At 60.2% G+C, this 15,028-nt stretch carries 19 protein-coding genes and 1 pseudogene; 14 read left to right on the top strand and 6 right to left on the bottom strand.

The window, feature by feature from the left end:
* Positions 1–172: 172 nt before the first annotated feature.
* Both B8746_RS00685 and B8746_RS00680 read left to right on the top strand, forming a co-directional pair.
* Positions 173–1,414 carry an argininosuccinate synthase gene (locus tag B8746_RS00685; RefSeq protein ID WP_084391328.1) on the top strand — a complete coding sequence of 414 codons (1,242 nt, stop codon included), beginning with the start codon at positions 173–175 and terminating at the stop codon, positions 1,412–1,414.
* 3 nt (positions 1,415–1,417) lie between these two features.
* The gene (locus B8746_RS00680) at positions 1,418–2,218 is read left to right on the top strand and encodes a hypothetical protein (protein ID WP_084391327.1); all 801 of its coding nucleotides are present in this window, start codon (positions 1,418–1,420) and stop codon (positions 2,216–2,218) included.
* Between the two features lie 462 nt (positions 2,219–2,680).
* On the opposite strand, the gene B8746_RS00675 is transcribed toward B8746_RS00680, so the two are convergent.
* On the bottom strand, positions 2,681–2,983 hold the full coding sequence (locus tag B8746_RS00675) for a GIY-YIG nuclease family protein (protein ID WP_084391326.1): 303 nt from the start codon (positions 2,981–2,983) through the stop codon (positions 2,681–2,683).
* 579 nt (positions 2,984–3,562) lie between these two features.
* Here B8746_RS00675 and B8746_RS17480 point away from each other — a divergent pair.
* From B8746_RS17480 to B8746_RS00665, 3 genes are all read left to right on the top strand, one after another.
* On the top strand, positions 3,563–3,697 hold the full coding sequence (locus B8746_RS17480; protein WP_267905930.1) for a hypothetical protein: 135 nt from the start codon (positions 3,563–3,565) through the stop codon (positions 3,695–3,697).
* Positions 3,698–3,813: 116 nt separating this feature from the next.
* The gene (locus B8746_RS00670; RefSeq protein WP_084391325.1) at positions 3,814–4,182 is read left to right on the top strand and encodes a hypothetical protein; all 369 of its coding nucleotides are present in this window, start codon (positions 3,814–3,816) and stop codon (positions 4,180–4,182) included.
* 329 nt (positions 4,183–4,511) lie between these two features.
* Positions 4,512–5,042: a GNAT family N-acetyltransferase gene (locus tag B8746_RS00665; RefSeq protein ID WP_084391324.1), complete on the top strand. Its 531-nt coding sequence runs from the start codon at positions 4,512–4,514 to the stop codon at positions 5,040–5,042.
* Here B8746_RS00665 and B8746_RS00660 read toward each other — a convergent pair.
* On the bottom strand, positions 5,039–5,641 hold the full coding sequence (locus B8746_RS00660) for a GNAT family N-acetyltransferase (RefSeq protein ID WP_084391323.1): 603 nt from the start codon (positions 5,639–5,641) through the stop codon (positions 5,039–5,041). The genes B8746_RS00665 and B8746_RS00660 overlap by 4 nt on opposite strands.
* A gap of 160 nt (positions 5,642–5,801) precedes the next feature.
* Here B8746_RS00660 and B8746_RS00655 point away from each other — a divergent pair, with 160 nt between their 5' ends.
* The gene (locus B8746_RS00655; protein WP_084391322.1) at positions 5,802–6,698 is read left to right on the top strand and encodes a pseudouridine synthase; all 897 of its coding nucleotides are present in this window, start codon (positions 5,802–5,804) and stop codon (positions 6,696–6,698) included.
* Here the strand turns inward: B8746_RS00655 and B8746_RS17300 are convergent.
* Both B8746_RS17300 and B8746_RS00645 read right to left on the bottom strand, forming a co-directional pair.
* Positions 6,697–7,230: pseudogene (locus B8746_RS17300) on the bottom strand (DUF4349 domain-containing protein); the annotation flags it as partial. The gene B8746_RS00655 and the pseudogene B8746_RS17300 sit on opposite strands and share 2 nt — an antisense overlap.
* A gap of 368 nt (positions 7,231–7,598) precedes the next feature.
* Complete coding sequence (locus B8746_RS00645) at positions 7,599–9,146, bottom strand: acyl-CoA carboxylase subunit beta (RefSeq protein ID WP_084391321.1); 1,548 nt, start codon at positions 9,144–9,146, stop codon at positions 7,599–7,601.
* Between the two features lie 133 nt (positions 9,147–9,279).
* Between B8746_RS00645 and B8746_RS00640 the strand changes: the two genes are divergently transcribed.
* The 8 genes from B8746_RS00640 (at position 9,280) to B8746_RS00605 (ending at position 13,788) form a co-directional block, all read left to right on the top strand.
* Positions 9,280–9,894: a TetR/AcrR family transcriptional regulator gene (locus B8746_RS00640; RefSeq protein ID WP_084391320.1), complete on the top strand. Its 615-nt coding sequence runs from the start codon at positions 9,280–9,282 to the stop codon at positions 9,892–9,894.
* Positions 9,895–9,897: 3 nt separating this feature from the next.
* A complete protein-coding gene (locus B8746_RS00635; RefSeq protein ID WP_084391319.1) occupies positions 9,898–10,344 on the top strand; it encodes an SRPBCC family protein in 447 nt (148 codons plus the stop codon).
* Between the two features lie 35 nt (positions 10,345–10,379).
* Complete coding sequence (locus tag B8746_RS00630) at positions 10,380–10,877, top strand: SRPBCC family protein (protein ID WP_084391318.1); 498 nt, start codon at positions 10,380–10,382, stop codon at positions 10,875–10,877.
* Entirely contained in the window at positions 10,877–11,119 is a 243-nt protein-coding gene (locus tag B8746_RS00625) for a helix-hairpin-helix domain-containing protein (protein ID WP_084391317.1), read from the top strand. Before B8746_RS00630 ends, B8746_RS00625 begins: the two co-directional genes overlap by 1 nt.
* Positions 11,116–11,586 (top strand): VOC family protein, encoded by a 471-nt coding sequence (locus tag B8746_RS00620; RefSeq protein ID WP_084391316.1) that lies wholly within the window; start codon positions 11,116–11,118, stop codon positions 11,584–11,586. The genes B8746_RS00625 and B8746_RS00620 overlap by 4 nt, the downstream gene beginning before the upstream one ends.
* A gap of 118 nt (positions 11,587–11,704) precedes the next feature.
* Positions 11,705–12,007 (top strand): SCP2 sterol-binding domain-containing protein, encoded by a 303-nt coding sequence (locus B8746_RS00615; RefSeq protein WP_084391315.1) that lies wholly within the window; start codon positions 11,705–11,707, stop codon positions 12,005–12,007.
* Between the two features lie 86 nt (positions 12,008–12,093).
* Positions 12,094–13,041: an alpha/beta fold hydrolase gene (locus B8746_RS00610; protein ID WP_084391314.1), complete on the top strand. Its 948-nt coding sequence runs from the start codon at positions 12,094–12,096 to the stop codon at positions 13,039–13,041.
* Positions 13,042–13,125: 84 nt separating this feature from the next.
* A complete protein-coding gene (locus tag B8746_RS00605; protein ID WP_084391313.1) occupies positions 13,126–13,788 on the top strand; it encodes a glutathione S-transferase in 663 nt (220 codons plus the stop codon).
* A 7-nt stretch (positions 13,789–13,795) separates the two neighbouring features.
* On the opposite strand, the gene bfr is transcribed toward B8746_RS00605, so the two are convergent.
* The gene (gene bfr / locus B8746_RS00600) at positions 13,796–14,287 is read right to left on the bottom strand and encodes a bacterioferritin (protein ID WP_084391312.1); all 492 of its coding nucleotides are present in this window, start codon (positions 14,285–14,287) and stop codon (positions 13,796–13,798) included.
* Positions 14,288–14,631: 344 nt separating this feature from the next.
* On the bottom strand, positions 14,632–14,832 hold the full coding sequence (locus B8746_RS00595) for a (2Fe-2S)-binding protein (protein WP_084391311.1): 201 nt from the start codon (positions 14,830–14,832) through the stop codon (positions 14,632–14,634).
* Positions 14,833–15,028: the final 196 nt, after the last annotated feature.

Raw genomic sequence — 15,028 nt, 5'->3', positions numbered from 1 at the left:
TGTGAGAGAGGCTGCGCCCCGAATGAGGCGACGAGGGGGCAGATTTCAGGTAACAGGGAGGTAATCTTTGGGCGCACGATGATGACGCGCCCTTTCCCGCTTGCCCCGCCCCGCGCAATGAATATGGTGCGCGCCAACTGATACCCGCCCTCTGATGGAGCCCGCAATTCCTATGGCCACGCCCACCACACCGCCGAAGAAAGTCGTCCTTGCCTATTCCGGGGGGCTCGACACATCGATCATCCTGAAATGGCTGCAGACCGAGTTCGGCTGTGAGGTCGTGACCTTCACCGCAGACCTTGGCCAGGGCGAGGAGCTTGAGCCGGCGCGCGCAAAGGCCCTCAAGATGGGCATCAAGCCGGAGAACATCTTCATCGAGGATCTGCGCGAGGATTTCGTGCGCGACTATGTCTTCCCGATGTTCCGCGCCAATGCCGTCTATGAAGGCGTCTACCTGCTCGGCACGTCCATCGCCCGCCCGCTCATCGCGAAGCGCCAGATCGAGATTGCTCAGGCCGTCGGCGCCGATGCCGTCTGTCATGGCGCGACCGGCAAGGGCAATGACCAGGTCCGCTTCGAGCTTGGCTATTACGCGCTCCAGCCTGACATTCGCGTCATTGCCCCGTGGCGCGACTGGAACTTCAAGGGCCGCGCAGACCTCATCGCCTTCGCCGAGGAGCACGGCATCCCCGTCGCCCCCGACAAGCGCGGCGAAGCGCCCTTCTCGGTCGACGCGAACCTCCTGCACACAAGCTCAGAGGGCAAGGCGCTGGAAGACCCGGCCGTCGAGACGCCGGACTTTGTCTATCAGCGTACCGTCTCGCCGGAAGAGGCACCCGACACGCCGGAATACATCACCATCCAGTTCGAGAAGGGGGATCCGGTCGCCATCAATAATGAAGCGATGAGCCCCGCTACCCTGCTCACAAAACTCAACGAGCTTGGCGGCAAGCATGGCATTGGCCGGCTCGACCTGCTGGAAAACCGCTTTGTCGGCATGAAGTCGCGCGGCATGTATGAGACGCCCGGCGGCACCATCCTGCTCGCCGCCCATCGCGGCATCGAACAGGCCGCCCTCGACAAGGGCGCAGCTCACCTGAAAGACGAGCTGATGCCGAAATATGCCGAGCTCATCTATAATGGCTTCTGGTGGAGCCCGGAGCGCGAAATGCTGCAGGCCGCCATCGATGCCAGCCAGCGCTATGTCACCGGCGAGGTTCGCCTCAAGCTCTACAAGGGCAACACCATCCTCGTCGGCCGCTCATCGCCCTACTCGCTCTACAGCGAAAAGATCGTGACGTTCGAGGATGACCGCGGCGCCTATGACCAGAAAGACGCCGAAGGCTTCATCAAGCTCAACGCACTGAGATTGAGGCTGCTGGCCGGGCGGGACAAGGAAGCAGGGCGGAATTAGGAAATGCGCTGGTTCGAGCAATTTCTGTCAGAAGACGAAATTGTCGTTCGCGATAAGTTCAATCGACGACGCTTAATTTCTCAAAGAAAGTGGGTGGTCTCGTTTTGCGCTATCGCTCTTTTGTTCAAAGCAGATCAAGTTAGTCTTTTGGATACTTTTGGCCCGCTGGATCTATCTCTACTAACCGACGATCACGTATCAATCACGATGTTTGCTGCTACGTCGTTTGTTTTCTTCTACTGCTTGCTTCAGGTTCCCGCCTTTGTTTCGAACTATGACGAATACATCAGAGAGACCTTTTCTCGACTGAGAGTCGCGGACTTAAGAGACGAAGCCGACACCATCTCAAATCTCGGTCGGGAGCGCCAACAGATCGACGCTGACATGTTGCTGGCTGAGGAGCGCGACAATGAACTTCAAAAACTACGGCACGAATATTTTGAACTATCGGCTGGTTCGAAGGCTGCTATAGAGCAGATCGCCGGTCGCGAGCGTTTGGCGACGAAATTGGGCATAGACGCTTCAGATGATTTGAACTCTGCCCTCAAAAAAGCAGAGCTAGAACTGCGGGCTCGAAAAGAGTCCCTCTACAACAGCAAGCTCAGCGCTGAATCTCAGCTAAATGAGGCTATCGCCAAGCTACAAGAGACAACGTCATCAAGAGAGCAAAAGCTGAGCCTTTTCTGGAAGACGGAACTACTAACTGATCTCACTAGAATTATTCCGACTGCCATTTTTGGGCTGATAGCTGTTTATTGTTCTGCACGGGCAGCAGTGGGCTGGGTACTGTCAGTTATCAATTAACCCTATGAAACGTCGCGAGTGGTGTAGATTTCAGGCCGAATGGCAGACCCTGCCATTCGGCCATAGCCAGCCTGTTTCGATCTTCTTTTTCCAGTCAAGGGTGTAATCCTTCGGACGCGAAGCGCCCTTGACTGGAAAAAGCGGATCGGACACCGCACCAGCCGCGCCATTCTCGCGCCTCCCCGTGGCTTGACCACGGGGTCCATCTCCTGCGCTTGAAGCAGACTCCGGGGCGATGAGACAGGCGAGCCTCACCGCCAAGGCGCGCCAATCCAGAACCGCCGCGCTTGCCGAACCCCCTGATGATGGCCCCCGCGATCCCCGGCCTTCGCCGGGGCAGGCAAGTCGCGGGGAGGCGCAAACCGGAATTGTCCAATCTCTGCAGCCTCAGGAGATGGGCACCGCGGTCAAGCCGCGGTGAGGCGCCCTCATCAGCATGGAAGGGCAAACGGCAACCGCGCCTCAATACGGCGTCAGCGACATCGTCAGGTCATCCCAGTCCGGATTGCCCTTCTCGATCAGATCGATCTTCCACTGGCGCTTCCATTCCTTCATCCGGCGCTCGGCTCTCAGAGCCGGTTCCATCTCCGGAAAACGCTCAAACCAGACGAGCCGGGCGACACCATACTTGCCGGTAAAGTGTGAGCCCGCGCCGCTCCTGTGCTGGCCCATGCGCGTGATGAGATCGGACGTCGAGCCAACATAGAGCGTACCGTTCTTCCGGTTGGCCAGAAGGTACGTCGCAATGAAATCGTATTGCGCCAACTGCCCCTCCCCCCTGACAAGCCTCTCTGTTCTAGGCCACCTTGAGGTTGAAGACCAGCTTGTCGTAAACCATCTCCCCGCCCCCTGATCGATAGGACGCTCTGTGGTTTCGCCGAGCCCCCTGACGCGCTGGCCGTCCGCCCGCGCGCCGAGCCATATTGTCTTCAACCCTTACAAACTGATCGCTAGCATTGGCTTGCACGGCCGCATGGTTCGACTTCGCTCACCATGAAGCCTGTTGAGACGTTTCGAAGCCTTCATGGTGAGCGAAGTCGAACCACGAAGGCGCTGGCACCTTGCGCGATCACAAAACCATAACGGCCGCCGCCTCCATGCCGCGCTGCAAACGCGGTCCCTTTCCAAGGTGGAGTGGCAGGGCAATGGGGTTCGATTCCCCGGCGGCCGTCCAGTTTGCCGGGACAAAGAGCCACTACCGTGGCCTTCTACCCCTTCAATCGCCCCACTGGATCGATTGATTTGCTGACGCAAACCGGCTGCGAAGTACGCAATCTCCCTGATTCCCCTCGCCCGCCCAAAGGCGCAGTCTTCCCGGAAAGACAGACGACAAGGGAGATGCACATGGATATCGCCAAGCTGACAGTTGACGCGCTGGCTGTACTGGCCCTGATCGGGTTCACAGTGCTGGTCGGGCTCACAATGGGCCTGTTCTTCTGGCTCTGGCACAAGGCCGGCAAGGAACCGGGCGAGCTTTAGGGGCCTCGCCCCTGATCCGGGTTCTGCACGGGATCTGGACGGTTTCTGGACGGTCCATAGACGCCGCTCACACCAAAAATATCCGCCCCCCTTCGCCACCGGCTATAAGTCTCGCCATGCTCACCCGCGCCTGGATCCTGGACATACTGACCCGGCTGCCGCTCTGGTACTGGCCGATCTTCTTCTGGGAGGTTGCCGCCTTTGAGCGCTATTACCGCGCCTATCGCGCCGCGAACCCTGTCGGCGTGCTTGGCGTCGGCGTGACGCCGCAGGGCCGCATCGTGATCCGGCTGCAGGAAGCTGGCGACGCACCGGCCCCGGCAGACTGGACCGATCTTGCCCCGCGCGCACCATGGACGAGGCTCGCGCCCGACGAAGGCATGGCAGGCCTCGCGCCCGTCTGCGCCGACCTATTTGCCGGCCTCACCCTCACCCCGCGTCCTGAAGCGCCGGCTTCAGCTCCAGCTTTGCTCGAGCCCGGCTAGCGCCGCCTCACCTCCCCGAAATCAGCTTTTGCCGCCGCATGTCCCTGACACTGCGGGCGCACGTGCTGGGGATCGTCCCACCCCGACTCTCCTGCCATCGACAAGCTCAGGATTAACCGGGAAAGAGATGAGGGTGTGCAAACGGCCTCATGGTTCGATCCTCATCCTGAGCCTGTCAAAGGACACTCACCATGTCGGCCTGATGCAAAGGCAGAAAAAGCCCGACATGGTGAGCGAAGTCGAACCACTGACGGGCGGATGAGGATGATGTCTGCGGCCATCGTCCCCTCCGGGCCCGCGGTGAGGCCGCCCGGAGAAGAGATACCGCATTGACGCCCGGGCGCTTTGCCGCCACCTCACCGTCCATGCCCATCCGCGCCTACACACCCGCAGACCTTCCTGCCCTCTTCGCCATCAATGCCGAGAGCGTGCCCAATGTCAGCGCCGAGAGCGAAACGAGCCTCGACCGGCTGATTGCCCTGGGCACCTGTCTCGTCGCGGCCGACAGCACGGACAAGCCGCTCGGCTTTATCAACCTCATCGAGCCTGGCGAGATGGCCTATCCGAGCGACAATCTGCGCTGGCTGGAGAGCTGGATGGAAGAGAGCGGGACGCCGGACATGATCTATGTCGACCGGATCGCGATTGGCGAGGCTGCGCGCGGCCAGGGGCTCGGCGTGCAGCTCTATTCAGCCGTCTTCGAGCGGTTCGCGGACCGCAATGTCGTAAGCTGCGAGATCAATGACGACCCGCCCAATCCGGGCTCGCGTCGTTTTCATGAGCGGCTCGGCTTCTGGCCGGTCGGTGGCCAGCGCTACAGGCCGGGCTATGCGGTGCAGTTCTTCGTGCGCCGGCTCTAGGCGGCGGCCGCCTGCACCGCGCCGGAATGGATAGCCGGCATGATCGACTGCAGGGCCGCGTCCTGCGCGCGGTCTCCGAAGAGGCCAAGCACCTCGTCAAGCCCGATCCGGTACTGGATGACACCCGATTGCGAACCGAGCGAACGCGCGCCCAGCGCCGCCATCAGCGCACGGCCTTTCCGGTTTTCCCACAGGACATTCGCATTGAAGCCGGTCATGCCCTTGGACATCGCTTCGCTCGCCAGCAGTGCAATCAGCAGCCGCGCAATGCCCTTGCCCTGCCAGTTATCGATAAGACCGAGGGCAAACTCGCCGATCTCGTCTGTCGCCTCATCCCGCATCGCATGCACCGCACCGACAATGTCTCCGGTTTTTTCATCCACCGCCGCCCAGGCAAGGTGTAAGATACCATCGACTTCGGTGAGCCTGCGCATGACGGCCGGCGGCACACTCGGCGCACCATTGAAGAAGCGCAGATAGCGCGAGCGATTGGAAAAACTGTCAATCGCCTTCTGAAGCGCAGGCGCATCGGCATCGACAAGCGGACGCAGGACAATTGCGTCGCCATCGGCAGTATGGGTTCTGAGCTCGAATGTCATTTTGTGCTCCGCACAATTTTTGCTGCGCCTGCGAAATGGGACATGTCGCCCACCACTTCAACGCACGACTGCAGCGATCTCGCATGCAAATATGCATAAGCCGCCGAGGCAGGCGTGGATCGCAGTCGCCAGCTGCTGCCCGCTCTGCTAGTCAGGCCGCATGACACGCCAGACTTATCAGGGCGACGCACCTGTCCGCCTCAACAAATGGATGGCCCAGCTCGGCCTCTGCTCAAGGCGGGAGGCCGAAGCCCTGATTGCCGATGGCGCGGTGAAGGTCGATGGGGAGACGGTCAACGAGCCTGGTCACAAGATCGAGCCGGGCCAGACCTTTGAGCTTGCCGGACGGGCCGCGCAGAAGCTCGACGACCAGCTCACCGTCGTCCTGCACAAGCCAGTCGGCTTCGTCTCCGCCCAGCCAGAGCCGGAGCAGACACCGGCGATCCGCCTTGCGACCAGCGCCAACCTCATCGGCAAGAGCCCGAAAATCCCCGGCCGCAGCACCAATTTCGCCCCGCTAGGACGGCTCGACATGGACAGTCGCGGTCTGCTCCTTCTGTCGGAAGATGGCGTGCTCGCCAAGGCCATCATCGGCCCGGCCTCGGACCTTGAGAAGGAGTATCTCGTCACCGTCACCGGCCAGGTCACGCCGCAGGCGATTGGCAAGCTGCGCCACGGCCTCTCTCTCGACGGGCGCCGCCTGAAGGCCGCCAAGGTCGACCAGGTCAGCCCCGGCCGCCTGCGCTTTGTCCTGCGCGAAGGCCGCAACCGCCAGATCCGCCGCATGTGCGAGCTTGTCGGCCTCGTTGTCGTGGACCTTTACCGTACCCGTATCGGCACGCTGGAGATCGGCAGCCTGCCGGAAGGCAAGTGGCGCGCCCTCACCAGTGAAGAGCGCGCCAGCCTCATCAAGGCCTCTACGTCGCTTTCGACTCGTCAGCGGCCGTCGCCTTCTTCTTCCGGGTCCCGCGCATCCGGGGCCAGATCAGCTTCAGCCAGATCCAGAGGAAAACGCCCAAAAGCAGGAGCCAAGGCAGGCCGACCGCGAAAGCCGTGATCACTGCGCCAATCGCCGCCGAGAGGTTATAGAAGAAGTTGCCGAACGCCTCTCCAAGCGGATTGGAGCGGGAGCTGGAAAACGGCGGAATGATCGTCTCATAGGAGATGTCGAGGGACGACATCGACACCCGCAGGCGTAGCGCCTTCAGCTGCGCCTCGATCGACTCGATATCGCCGGTCACGCGCGCAAGTTCCCGCTCTATCTGCAACAGGTCGCCAAGCGTGCCATCGCGCCGCTCCAGCAGGCCTTCCAGGCGGGTCTGCAAGGTGCGCTGCGCATCAAGCCGCGAGTCTGTGTCGATGATCTGGCGGGTAAGGTCATCCGCGCGGGTCGAGCGGGAGGTGATCTCGCCGCCGGCCGCTTCGGTGGCAGCGTCCACCGCGCCGAGAAACTGCTCGATCCATTCCGGCTTTGCTCGCAGCGAGACATTGCCGTTCACCCGGTCCTCGTCATAGCTGTATGTGTTGGAGTTGATGACGATGCAGGTATTCGTGCCGGCAGACTTACAGGCCTCAATATGCGCTTGCATCATCGCGTCGACCCCGCCCTTGGGCAGCTTCATGCCGAGCGAATGACTGTAGGCGATGTATTGCTCGACGCCCGGTTCTGCGTCGGGTGTGTCGGGCTCGACCGGCCGGGACGGAGCTTCCGAATAGGCCTGTTTCGACATGCCGCCGACCACGCCGTCAGCCGCCATCTCCATGACAGGTGCCGGCGGCGGGGGGGATGGGGATGGGTCATATTCGACCGGCGACCCACCACCGGGCCCACCGCACGCCGCGGCTAGCATGATCGCGGCAAGGGCCGGTACAATCAGTTTCTTCATTTCGCGTCCTCCCACGGACATTACCAGTGCGATACTATTGGCGGGAGGTTCACGGCGAATCTTGGGCGAAGTCAGGGCCTTGGGCCGAAACTTGTCTTGCCGGGCTCCATCCGCCGACGGACGTGATGTACGAAATCGACCAGTAGCGGCCGCGTTTCGCGCGGGTCGATGATCTCTTCGGCGAAGAATGCTTCGGCGGTGCGGAACGGGTCCTCCATCGCCTCGAACTTCTTGTAGAGCGACTTCAGCAAGGTTTCCTTGTCATCGGTCTCCGCCAGCTCCTTGCGGAACGCCGCCTCGATGCCGCCCGCCATCGGCAGCGAGCCCCAGTTCCCTGACGGCCAGCAATAGCGCCACTTGGCCTTGGTCGGGTTCATCATCGCAGACCCCGCCAGACCGAATGCCTTGCGGATCACCACGGCGCACACCGGCACTGTCGCCTGATAGACCGCCGCCATGGCCCGCACGCCCTTGCGCGTCACCCCCGCCGTCTCATGCTTCACACCGACTGCAAACCCTGCGCAATCGACGAAGTGAACAACCGGCAGATGGAAGGTCGAGCAGAGGTCCATATGCCTCGTGACCTTGTCGCATACATCAGCGGTCCAAGCCCCATCAAGGAAGAACGGGTTGCCGGCCATGATGCCGACAGGATGACCATCGATGCGGGCGAGCCCGGTGACAATCCCCCTGCCCCACTGGCTGCCAATCTCGAAGAAGCTGCCCTTGTCGACCGTGCCCTCGATGATCTTCTGCGGCTTGTACGGCGTCTTGCCATCCTTCGGGACAAGCGAGATCAGGCTCTCTTCCTTGCGGTTCGGATCATCTGTCGGCGCCGTGACGGGTGGCAGCTCATGCACTGATGACGGCAGGTAGGAGAGGAAGCGCTTGGCCGCCCTGAAGGCATCGGCTTCGGTCTCGACAACGTCATCCACGGTGCCATTCTTCGCCTGGATCTCCCAGCCGCCCAGCTCCTCCTTGGAGACATCCTCCCCGATTGCAATCGCCACGGGAGGTCCGGCCACGAACACCTGGCTGAGCTCCTTGACCATCACCGAATAATGGCTCGCCCCGACGCGCCCCGCGCCAAGGCCGGCGCAGGGCCCGAGCGCCAGTGACACCATCGGGACCTCGCCCATGCCATCGACGATCAGCTCCCAGCTCGGTGTTTCAGGGATGTAGGTGCGCGGGTCCTTCAGGAACATCTTGATTGAGCCGCCGCCCCCCGTTCCATCAATCAGCTGGACCAGTGGCATGCGGTATTCCACCGCCTGTTTCAGCGCGATCACCGTCTTTCCGCGAATAGATGCATCCGCCGCGCCGCCGCGTACGGTAAAATCATCGCCAAGCACAACTGCCGGGCGGCCATCCAGCGTCGCGCGACCAACAACGGAATTGGACGCCATGAAGCTTTCCAGCTGTTCGTCATCGTCATATGTCGCAACGCCGGCGATCTTGCCGATCTCGTGGAAGCTGCCAGGGTCTACCAGGAAGGAGACCCGCTCGCGTACCGTCAGTTTTCCTCGCCCACGCTGGCGCGAGACCGGTTCCTCGCCGCCCATTTTCTCCGCCATGCGTTCCCGGCGACGTAGCTCATCAATCGATTTTTCCCAAGACATGGAATGATCAATCCAATCTTGATGACGGGTCCGTCAAGAACAATCGCCGTCCTCCAACCGCCTCTCGCCACGTCAATCACGCCTTCCAGAAACACGATTGACATAAATACCGACCAGTTGGTATGCTCTGTTCATGACGAACACCAAACGTGTCTCCGCCCGCACAAAACTTCTGGATGCCGCCCTCTCAATTGTGCGCCGGAAAGGCTTCGCCGCGACCAGCGTGGACGAGCTCTGCAAGGAGGCAGGCGTTACCAAGGGGGCTTTCTTCCACCACTTCGACAGCAAGGAAGCGCTTGGCGTGGCGGCTGCCGACCACTGGTCAGAAACGACCGGCGCGATGTTCGCCGCTGCTCCCTATCATCAGATAGCAGACCCGGTTGAGCGCGTGCTCGGCTACATCCAGCTACGCCGCGACCTGCTCGACGGTGAGGAAGCCGAATATACTTGCCTCGTCGGCACCATGGTGCAGGAAGCCTACACCTCCAACCCCGCCATCCGCGACGCCTGCAAGACCTCGATCTTCGGCCATGCCGAGACACTGGAAGACGACATCCAGGCGGCCATCGTTGCGCGCGGCCTGACACCGGACTGGACCGCAAAAAGCCTCGCCCTCCACACGCAGGCCGTCCTTCAGGGCGCCTTCATCCTTGCCAAGGCGAGCGGCGACCGCTCCGTCGCCGAAGGCATGGTCGATCACCTCGCCCGCTACATCCACTTGCTCTTTTCTCCCGCCAAGAAAGTCTGACCCATGCCCGGGACTGTCAAACTCCACCGCGTCTTCGCCACCACGCCTGACAAGATTTACCGCGCCTTCACAGAGCCCGGTGCCTACACACGTTGGCTCCCGCCAAACGGCTTCTATGCGACCCTCCATTCGATGGACGCCAAAGTCGGCGGCGGCTTCCGGATGGCCTTCGCCAATTTCACGACAGGCAACAGCCACAGTTTCGAAGGCACATTCATTGAGCTGACGCCCGGTGAGCGCATCATCTACACAACCCGCTTCGACGATCCGAACCTCACAGGCGAAATGCGCAACATGATCGAGATCAAGGCGGTCTCCGTCGGCACGGAGGTGTCCATCGTCCAGGACGGTATTCCGGACATGATCCCGACCGACGGCTGTTATCTCGGCTGGCAGGAGTCGCTTCTGAATCTTGCCCGCCTCGTCGAGCCGAACATTCCTGACGAATAGCCCCAGACACAACGCCCTCACAGGAGACCTGACTCATGGCGACCCCAATAGACGTCACACCCGCAAACGAGTTCGAACTGGTCATCGGTCGCATCATCGATGCCCCGCGCCACGCCGTGTGGCGCTGCTGGACAGAGGAAGACCTGCTCAAGCAATGGCATTGCCCGCGCCCTTGGAGCGTACCTGAAGCTGACTTCGACCTGCGCCCCGGAGGCCGGTTCAACACTGTGTTCGCTGGCCCCGATGGCGAGCGCATGGAGAATAAGGGGATGTGGCTGGAAATCGTGCCAGAGGAACGCCTTGTCTTCACTGACTTCTACACCGAAGGCTATGTCCCGCAGGGCGACGGCTTCATGACCGGCTTTGTCGAGCTCAGCGACACCGAAGATGGAAAGACCCGTTTCATCTGGGGCGCGCGCCACCGCAATGCCGAAACGATGAAACAGCATGTTGAAATGGGCTTTGAGCAAGGCTGGGGCGCTGCTGCGGACCAGCTTGAAGAGACAGCCCAGTCAGTTGGGGCACGTGTCTGATGATATCTGAAAGCATTTACGACTACTCGGCGCTGCATGCATCGTTCGCGAAACTGTCGAAACCGGCCAAGCGCGCTTTGCTCAGGAATGGCATCACAAAGCCGAAAGACCTGTCGGTCTGGTCTCGGCAAGCCCTCGCAGACCTGCATGGTATCGGCCCATCGGCAATGCCCATACTCGAATCCGCGCTGGAGAATAGTGGCTATGCCTTCGTTTCGTCGACTGAGGAGTCCCGGAAATGAATTATACTTCAAAGGTGAGAACCTGCCTCTGTTTCAACGGACAGGGCGAGGAAGCCGCAGAGTTTTACGTGTCGCTGTTGCCGGGCAGCCATATTGAAAGCCGCTCCTATCCGGAGCCCGGCAAACCGGCCCTCGTGGTGGAATTTACGCTCGCTGGCACGCCTTATATGACACTGAATGGAGGGCCAATGTATGAACTCACCCCGGCAGCCTCCATTTCAGTTCTGGCAGACGACCAGGCAGAGATCGACCGGTTGTGGTCCGCCTTGCTCGCCGGTGGCGGCAAGGAGCACATGTGCGGCTGGCTGGTCGATAAGTATGGCGTGTCCTGGCAAATTGTACCAGCCATCCTGCCGTCCATGATGGAAAGCGATGACAAGCAGGCTGCCGGTCGCGCGCGGAACGCGATGATGAAGATGGTCAAGTTTGATATCGCCGCACTGAAGGCCGCGTTCGACGGCACGTAGCGGATCTCCAACCAGACCGTAATTTTCGTGACATAGGCGTCATTTTCAGTCGTTTAGGCCTTGCCTAAACTACCCACGAACTGCTTTATCGCTGTGGTTCCAATACCAGGAGGCGTTCATGGATCTCGCAACTCTCACCCAGAAAGCCAATGAAGCAGTTTCGGCTGGCGGCGACTTCACCAAGAAAGTGAAATTCGACTTTGGCGATGTCGGCAAGCTTTTCATCGACGGAGCAGCCGGCAAGGCTGACAATTCCGACGCGGACGCCGACGCAACCGTCAAGGTCGACTGGGATGACTTCCAGAAGCTGGCCGCCGGCCAGATGGACCCAACCATGGCATTCATGCAGGGCAAGCTGAAAGTCCTCGGCGACATGTCGGTTGCCATGCAGCTGCAAGGACTTATGAAAAAGTTCTCGTAACGGGCAGGTTTCCAACCTTGCCAGACGACCGGAAGGCGCTGCGCAGCTTGACTGCCGGCGCCTTTCTTGTCTGCTAAAGAATAGTGATGAGCGACACAGACACCATCCGCCGGTCCGAATTCGTGAACGTCCCGGGAAATTCGCCTCCGGATGGCGCACGGCTGGTGTGGTTTGAAGGCATTGCGGGGCGCACGCTTCGCGCCTGCGCCGCACCCAGCCTCTCTGACACGCCACGCGGCACCGCTATCATATGTCCGGGCCGTACCGAGTTCATTGAGAAATATTTCGAGACAGCGCGAGACCTGCAGGCGCGTGGCTTTGCCATCGTAATCCTGGACTGGCCGGGCCAGGGCCTGTCCGACCGTCTCCTCGATGACCCCGCAAAAGGCCATATCGACCGGTTCGAGACTTTCATGGGCGCACTCCGGAACGGGCTCGACACGCTCGGCGCGGAACTGCCGCGCCCATACGTCTCGATCGCTCACTCGATGGGCGGGGCCATCGCCCTCGCAGCCATGGCGCAGAAACTGGTAAAGGTCGAAGCGGCCGCCTTCTCTGCACCGATGTGGGGCCTGCCTATCAATTTTGCAGCGCGTTATCTTATCTGGGCAATGCGCGCCATGGGCAAGTCCGGCGACTATGCGCGCCAGCCCGGCCCACCCGAATCCTTTGAAACCAATATTGTCACACATGATCGCGCCCGCTGGCAGCTCCAGCGCACCCTGATTGATGTCGCGCCGGAACTGGAGCTTGGTCCGGTTACCTGGGGCTGGCTCGGCGCCTCCCTCGACATCCTCGCCGCCACGACCAGGCCAGCCATGCTGCGCACCATCGACATCCCGGTCTATGTCGCGAGTGCAGGAGAGGAAAAGCTGGTCGACAACAAGGCGCACGCACGCGTAGCGAAATTCCTGCCGCATTGCACGCATACGACGATTGAAGGCGCACGCCACGAAATCCTCATGGAAACAGATGACAAGCGTGCACTCTTCTGGGACGGCTTTGACGCGCTTCTGGCCGATGCCAACATCTGATCCGCGCTTCCCGCAGCGTCACAGCTTTCTTTCCCGTTCGGGCCATCTAATTGCTCCATAAGGAGCCATGGAAAGCAGACCAGTATGATCAAGATCCACCACCTCGAAAACTCGCGCTCGCAGCGTATCCTGTGGCTACTGGAGGAATTGGAGCTCGATTACGAGATCGTCCATTACCAGCGCGACCCGGAAACCATGCTGGCGCCCGATTCGCTGCGCGCCATCCACCCGCTCGGCAAGTCTCCCGTGCTGGAAGATGACGGCATTATCGTCGCCGAGACAGGCGCCATCATAGAATACATCATTGATACGCATGGCGGCGGACGCCTACGCCCCGAGAAAGGCACGCCTGAGGGCCGCGCCTGGACTTACTGGATGCATTATGCCGAAGGCTCTGCCATGCCGCCCTTGCTGATGAAGCTCGTCTTCCAGCGTCTGCCGGAGAACGCAAATGCCTTCATGCGCCCGCTCGTCAGGGGCGTTTCGCGCCGCGCCGAAGCGGGTTTTGTCGATCCGCGCCTGAAAGAGCAGATCGAATACTGGGATGCTTCACTGGCCGAGACGGGCTGGTTCGCCGGCAAGGAGTTCAGCGCCGCCGACATCATCATGAGCTTCCCGCTGGAAGCCGCCGCTAGTCGGGCCGGTGCCGGCGAGTCCCCCAATGTGAAGGATTTCCTTGGGCGTATCCATGCGCGTCCCGCCTATCTGACAGCGCTGAGGAAAGGCGGGCCTTACGCCTATGCGTGAACGGCGATCAGCCTTCAGCGTGTGACCCGTTCGGCGCGGACTGAAGCTGCGTGTAGTTCTGGATGCCGATACGTTCAATCAGGTCGAACTGGGTTTCCAGATAATCGACATGCTCTTCCTCATTGTGGAGGATCTTACCGAAGAGGTCGCGGCTTCCATAGTCGCGGACGCTTTCTGCGTATTCCATGGCGTCACGCAGCTCCGGAATGGCATCCATTTCCAGTGCAAGATCGCATTTGAGGATTTCCTCGACGCTCTCGCCGATCCGCAGCTTTCCCAGGTCCTGCAGGTTTGGCAGTCCGCCGAGGAAGAGTATGCGCTCGATCAACCAGTCGGCATGCTCCATTTCCTCAATGGATTCCTTGTATTCATATTCACCGAGAATGGAGACACCCCAGTCATTCAGCATCCTCGAATGTAGGAAGTACTGGTTGATCGCCGTCAGCTCATTCTTGAGACAGGCATTGAGGAATTCGATAACTTTGGGATCGCCCTTCATGGCTTTCTCCTGAATTGATGATTCGGTGACTTTGACGTTGAATTATCACAACCGGCTCCAGATTCAAGGGAAAAAGATCAATAAAAACAGAGCTTTACGATAGTGAGAAGCAATTGCATTCGCATTCATTCATACCGCTGTCCTAGCGAACTGAATTGACTGGCTTTTCTGACTGGGAATGATGAGTAGAGGCCTGACATGCATGTAAGGCCGCTGACGCCGCAACGCTGTCATCGAGCAGCTGGCGCTTCGATCGTCGAAGGGACAATGCGGCTACACGCCCGTCAGGCTGAGCCAGACGGCAGCTTTCACGCCGATTTCGCTGTGTATTTTGCAAGATTCGCTTATTCGGCCGCGACCAGAAGCGGTTCCGATGGCAAAGTATCGACCGAGTCCGAGATGATCTCACCAATTGCCGAACGACACTTTCCGCAATTGAATTCACAGCCGTGATGGGCCTGCACAGCCTCAGGGCTGCGGGCACCCGCGTCCACGGCCGCCTTTACGCCAGCCTCATTGATACGTCTGCAAATGCAAATGATCATGGTTCTCAATTACGTTAATTGAGAATGAGTGTCAATCACCCACAGCACTAACGTCTTTTAGCGGAGCACCCACAAATTGCGTAAAATTTGACAAAAGTTTCACTGCGCCGTTTCGCCGGTTTTCCATCAGTTTCGCGTACCACCACCAAATGACGACGACTACGACCAGCAAACCCAAACATTTGCGCCTATCATA

This window comes from Henriciella pelagia, from assembly GCF_002088945.1.
GTDB lineage: Bacteria > Pseudomonadota > Alphaproteobacteria > Caulobacterales > Hyphomonadaceae > Henriciella > Henriciella pelagia.
The sequence above is the reverse complement of the archived record's forward strand: the minus strand, read 5'-3'. Positions and strand labels throughout refer to the sequence as shown.

What these genes read in the sequence shown, in the direction of transcription:
- B8746_RS00685 (WP_084391328.1), top strand. Translation starts at nt 173, where the DNA reads ATGGCCACGCCCACCACACCGCCGAAGAAAGTCGTCCTTGCCTATTCC.
- B8746_RS00680 (WP_084391327.1), top strand. Translation starts at nt 1,418, where the DNA reads ATGCGCTGGTTCGAGCAATTTCTGTCAGAAGACGAAATTGTCGTTCGC.
- B8746_RS17480 (WP_267905930.1), top strand. Translation starts at nt 3,563, where the DNA reads ATGGATATCGCCAAGCTGACAGTTGACGCGCTGGCTGTACTGGCCCTG.
- B8746_RS00670 (WP_084391325.1), top strand. Translation starts at nt 3,814, where the DNA reads ATGCTCACCCGCGCCTGGATCCTGGACATACTGACCCGGCTGCCGCTC.
- B8746_RS00660 (WP_084391323.1), bottom strand. Translation starts at nt 5,641, where the DNA reads ATGACATTCGAGCTCAGAACCCATACTGCCGATGGCGACGCAATTGTC.
- B8746_RS00655 (WP_084391322.1), top strand. Translation starts at nt 5,802, where the DNA reads ATGACACGCCAGACTTATCAGGGCGACGCACCTGTCCGCCTCAACAAA.
- B8746_RS00645 (WP_084391321.1), bottom strand. Translation starts at nt 9,146, where the DNA reads ATGTCTTGGGAAAAATCGATTGATGAGCTACGTCGCCGGGAACGCATG.
- B8746_RS00640 (WP_084391320.1), top strand. Translation starts at nt 9,280, where the DNA reads ATGACGAACACCAAACGTGTCTCCGCCCGCACAAAACTTCTGGATGCC.
- B8746_RS00635 (WP_084391319.1), top strand. Translation starts at nt 9,898, where the DNA reads ATGCCCGGGACTGTCAAACTCCACCGCGTCTTCGCCACCACGCCTGAC.
- B8746_RS00630 (WP_084391318.1), top strand. Translation starts at nt 10,380, where the DNA reads ATGGCGACCCCAATAGACGTCACACCCGCAAACGAGTTCGAACTGGTC.
- B8746_RS00625 (WP_084391317.1), top strand. Translation starts at nt 10,877, where the DNA reads ATGATATCTGAAAGCATTTACGACTACTCGGCGCTGCATGCATCGTTC.
- B8746_RS00620 (WP_084391316.1), top strand. Translation starts at nt 11,116, where the DNA reads ATGAATTATACTTCAAAGGTGAGAACCTGCCTCTGTTTCAACGGACAG.
- B8746_RS00615 (WP_084391315.1), top strand. Translation starts at nt 11,705, where the DNA reads ATGGATCTCGCAACTCTCACCCAGAAAGCCAATGAAGCAGTTTCGGCT.
- B8746_RS00610 (WP_084391314.1), top strand. Translation starts at nt 12,094, where the DNA reads ATGAGCGACACAGACACCATCCGCCGGTCCGAATTCGTGAACGTCCCG.
- B8746_RS00605 (WP_084391313.1), top strand. Translation starts at nt 13,126, where the DNA reads ATGATCAAGATCCACCACCTCGAAAACTCGCGCTCGCAGCGTATCCTG.
- bfr (WP_084391312.1), bottom strand. Translation starts at nt 14,287, where the DNA reads ATGAAGGGCGATCCCAAAGTTATCGAATTCCTCAATGCCTGTCTCAAG.
- B8746_RS00595 (WP_084391311.1), bottom strand. Translation starts at nt 14,832, where the DNA reads ATGATCATTTGCATTTGCAGACGTATCAATGAGGCTGGCGTAAAGGCG.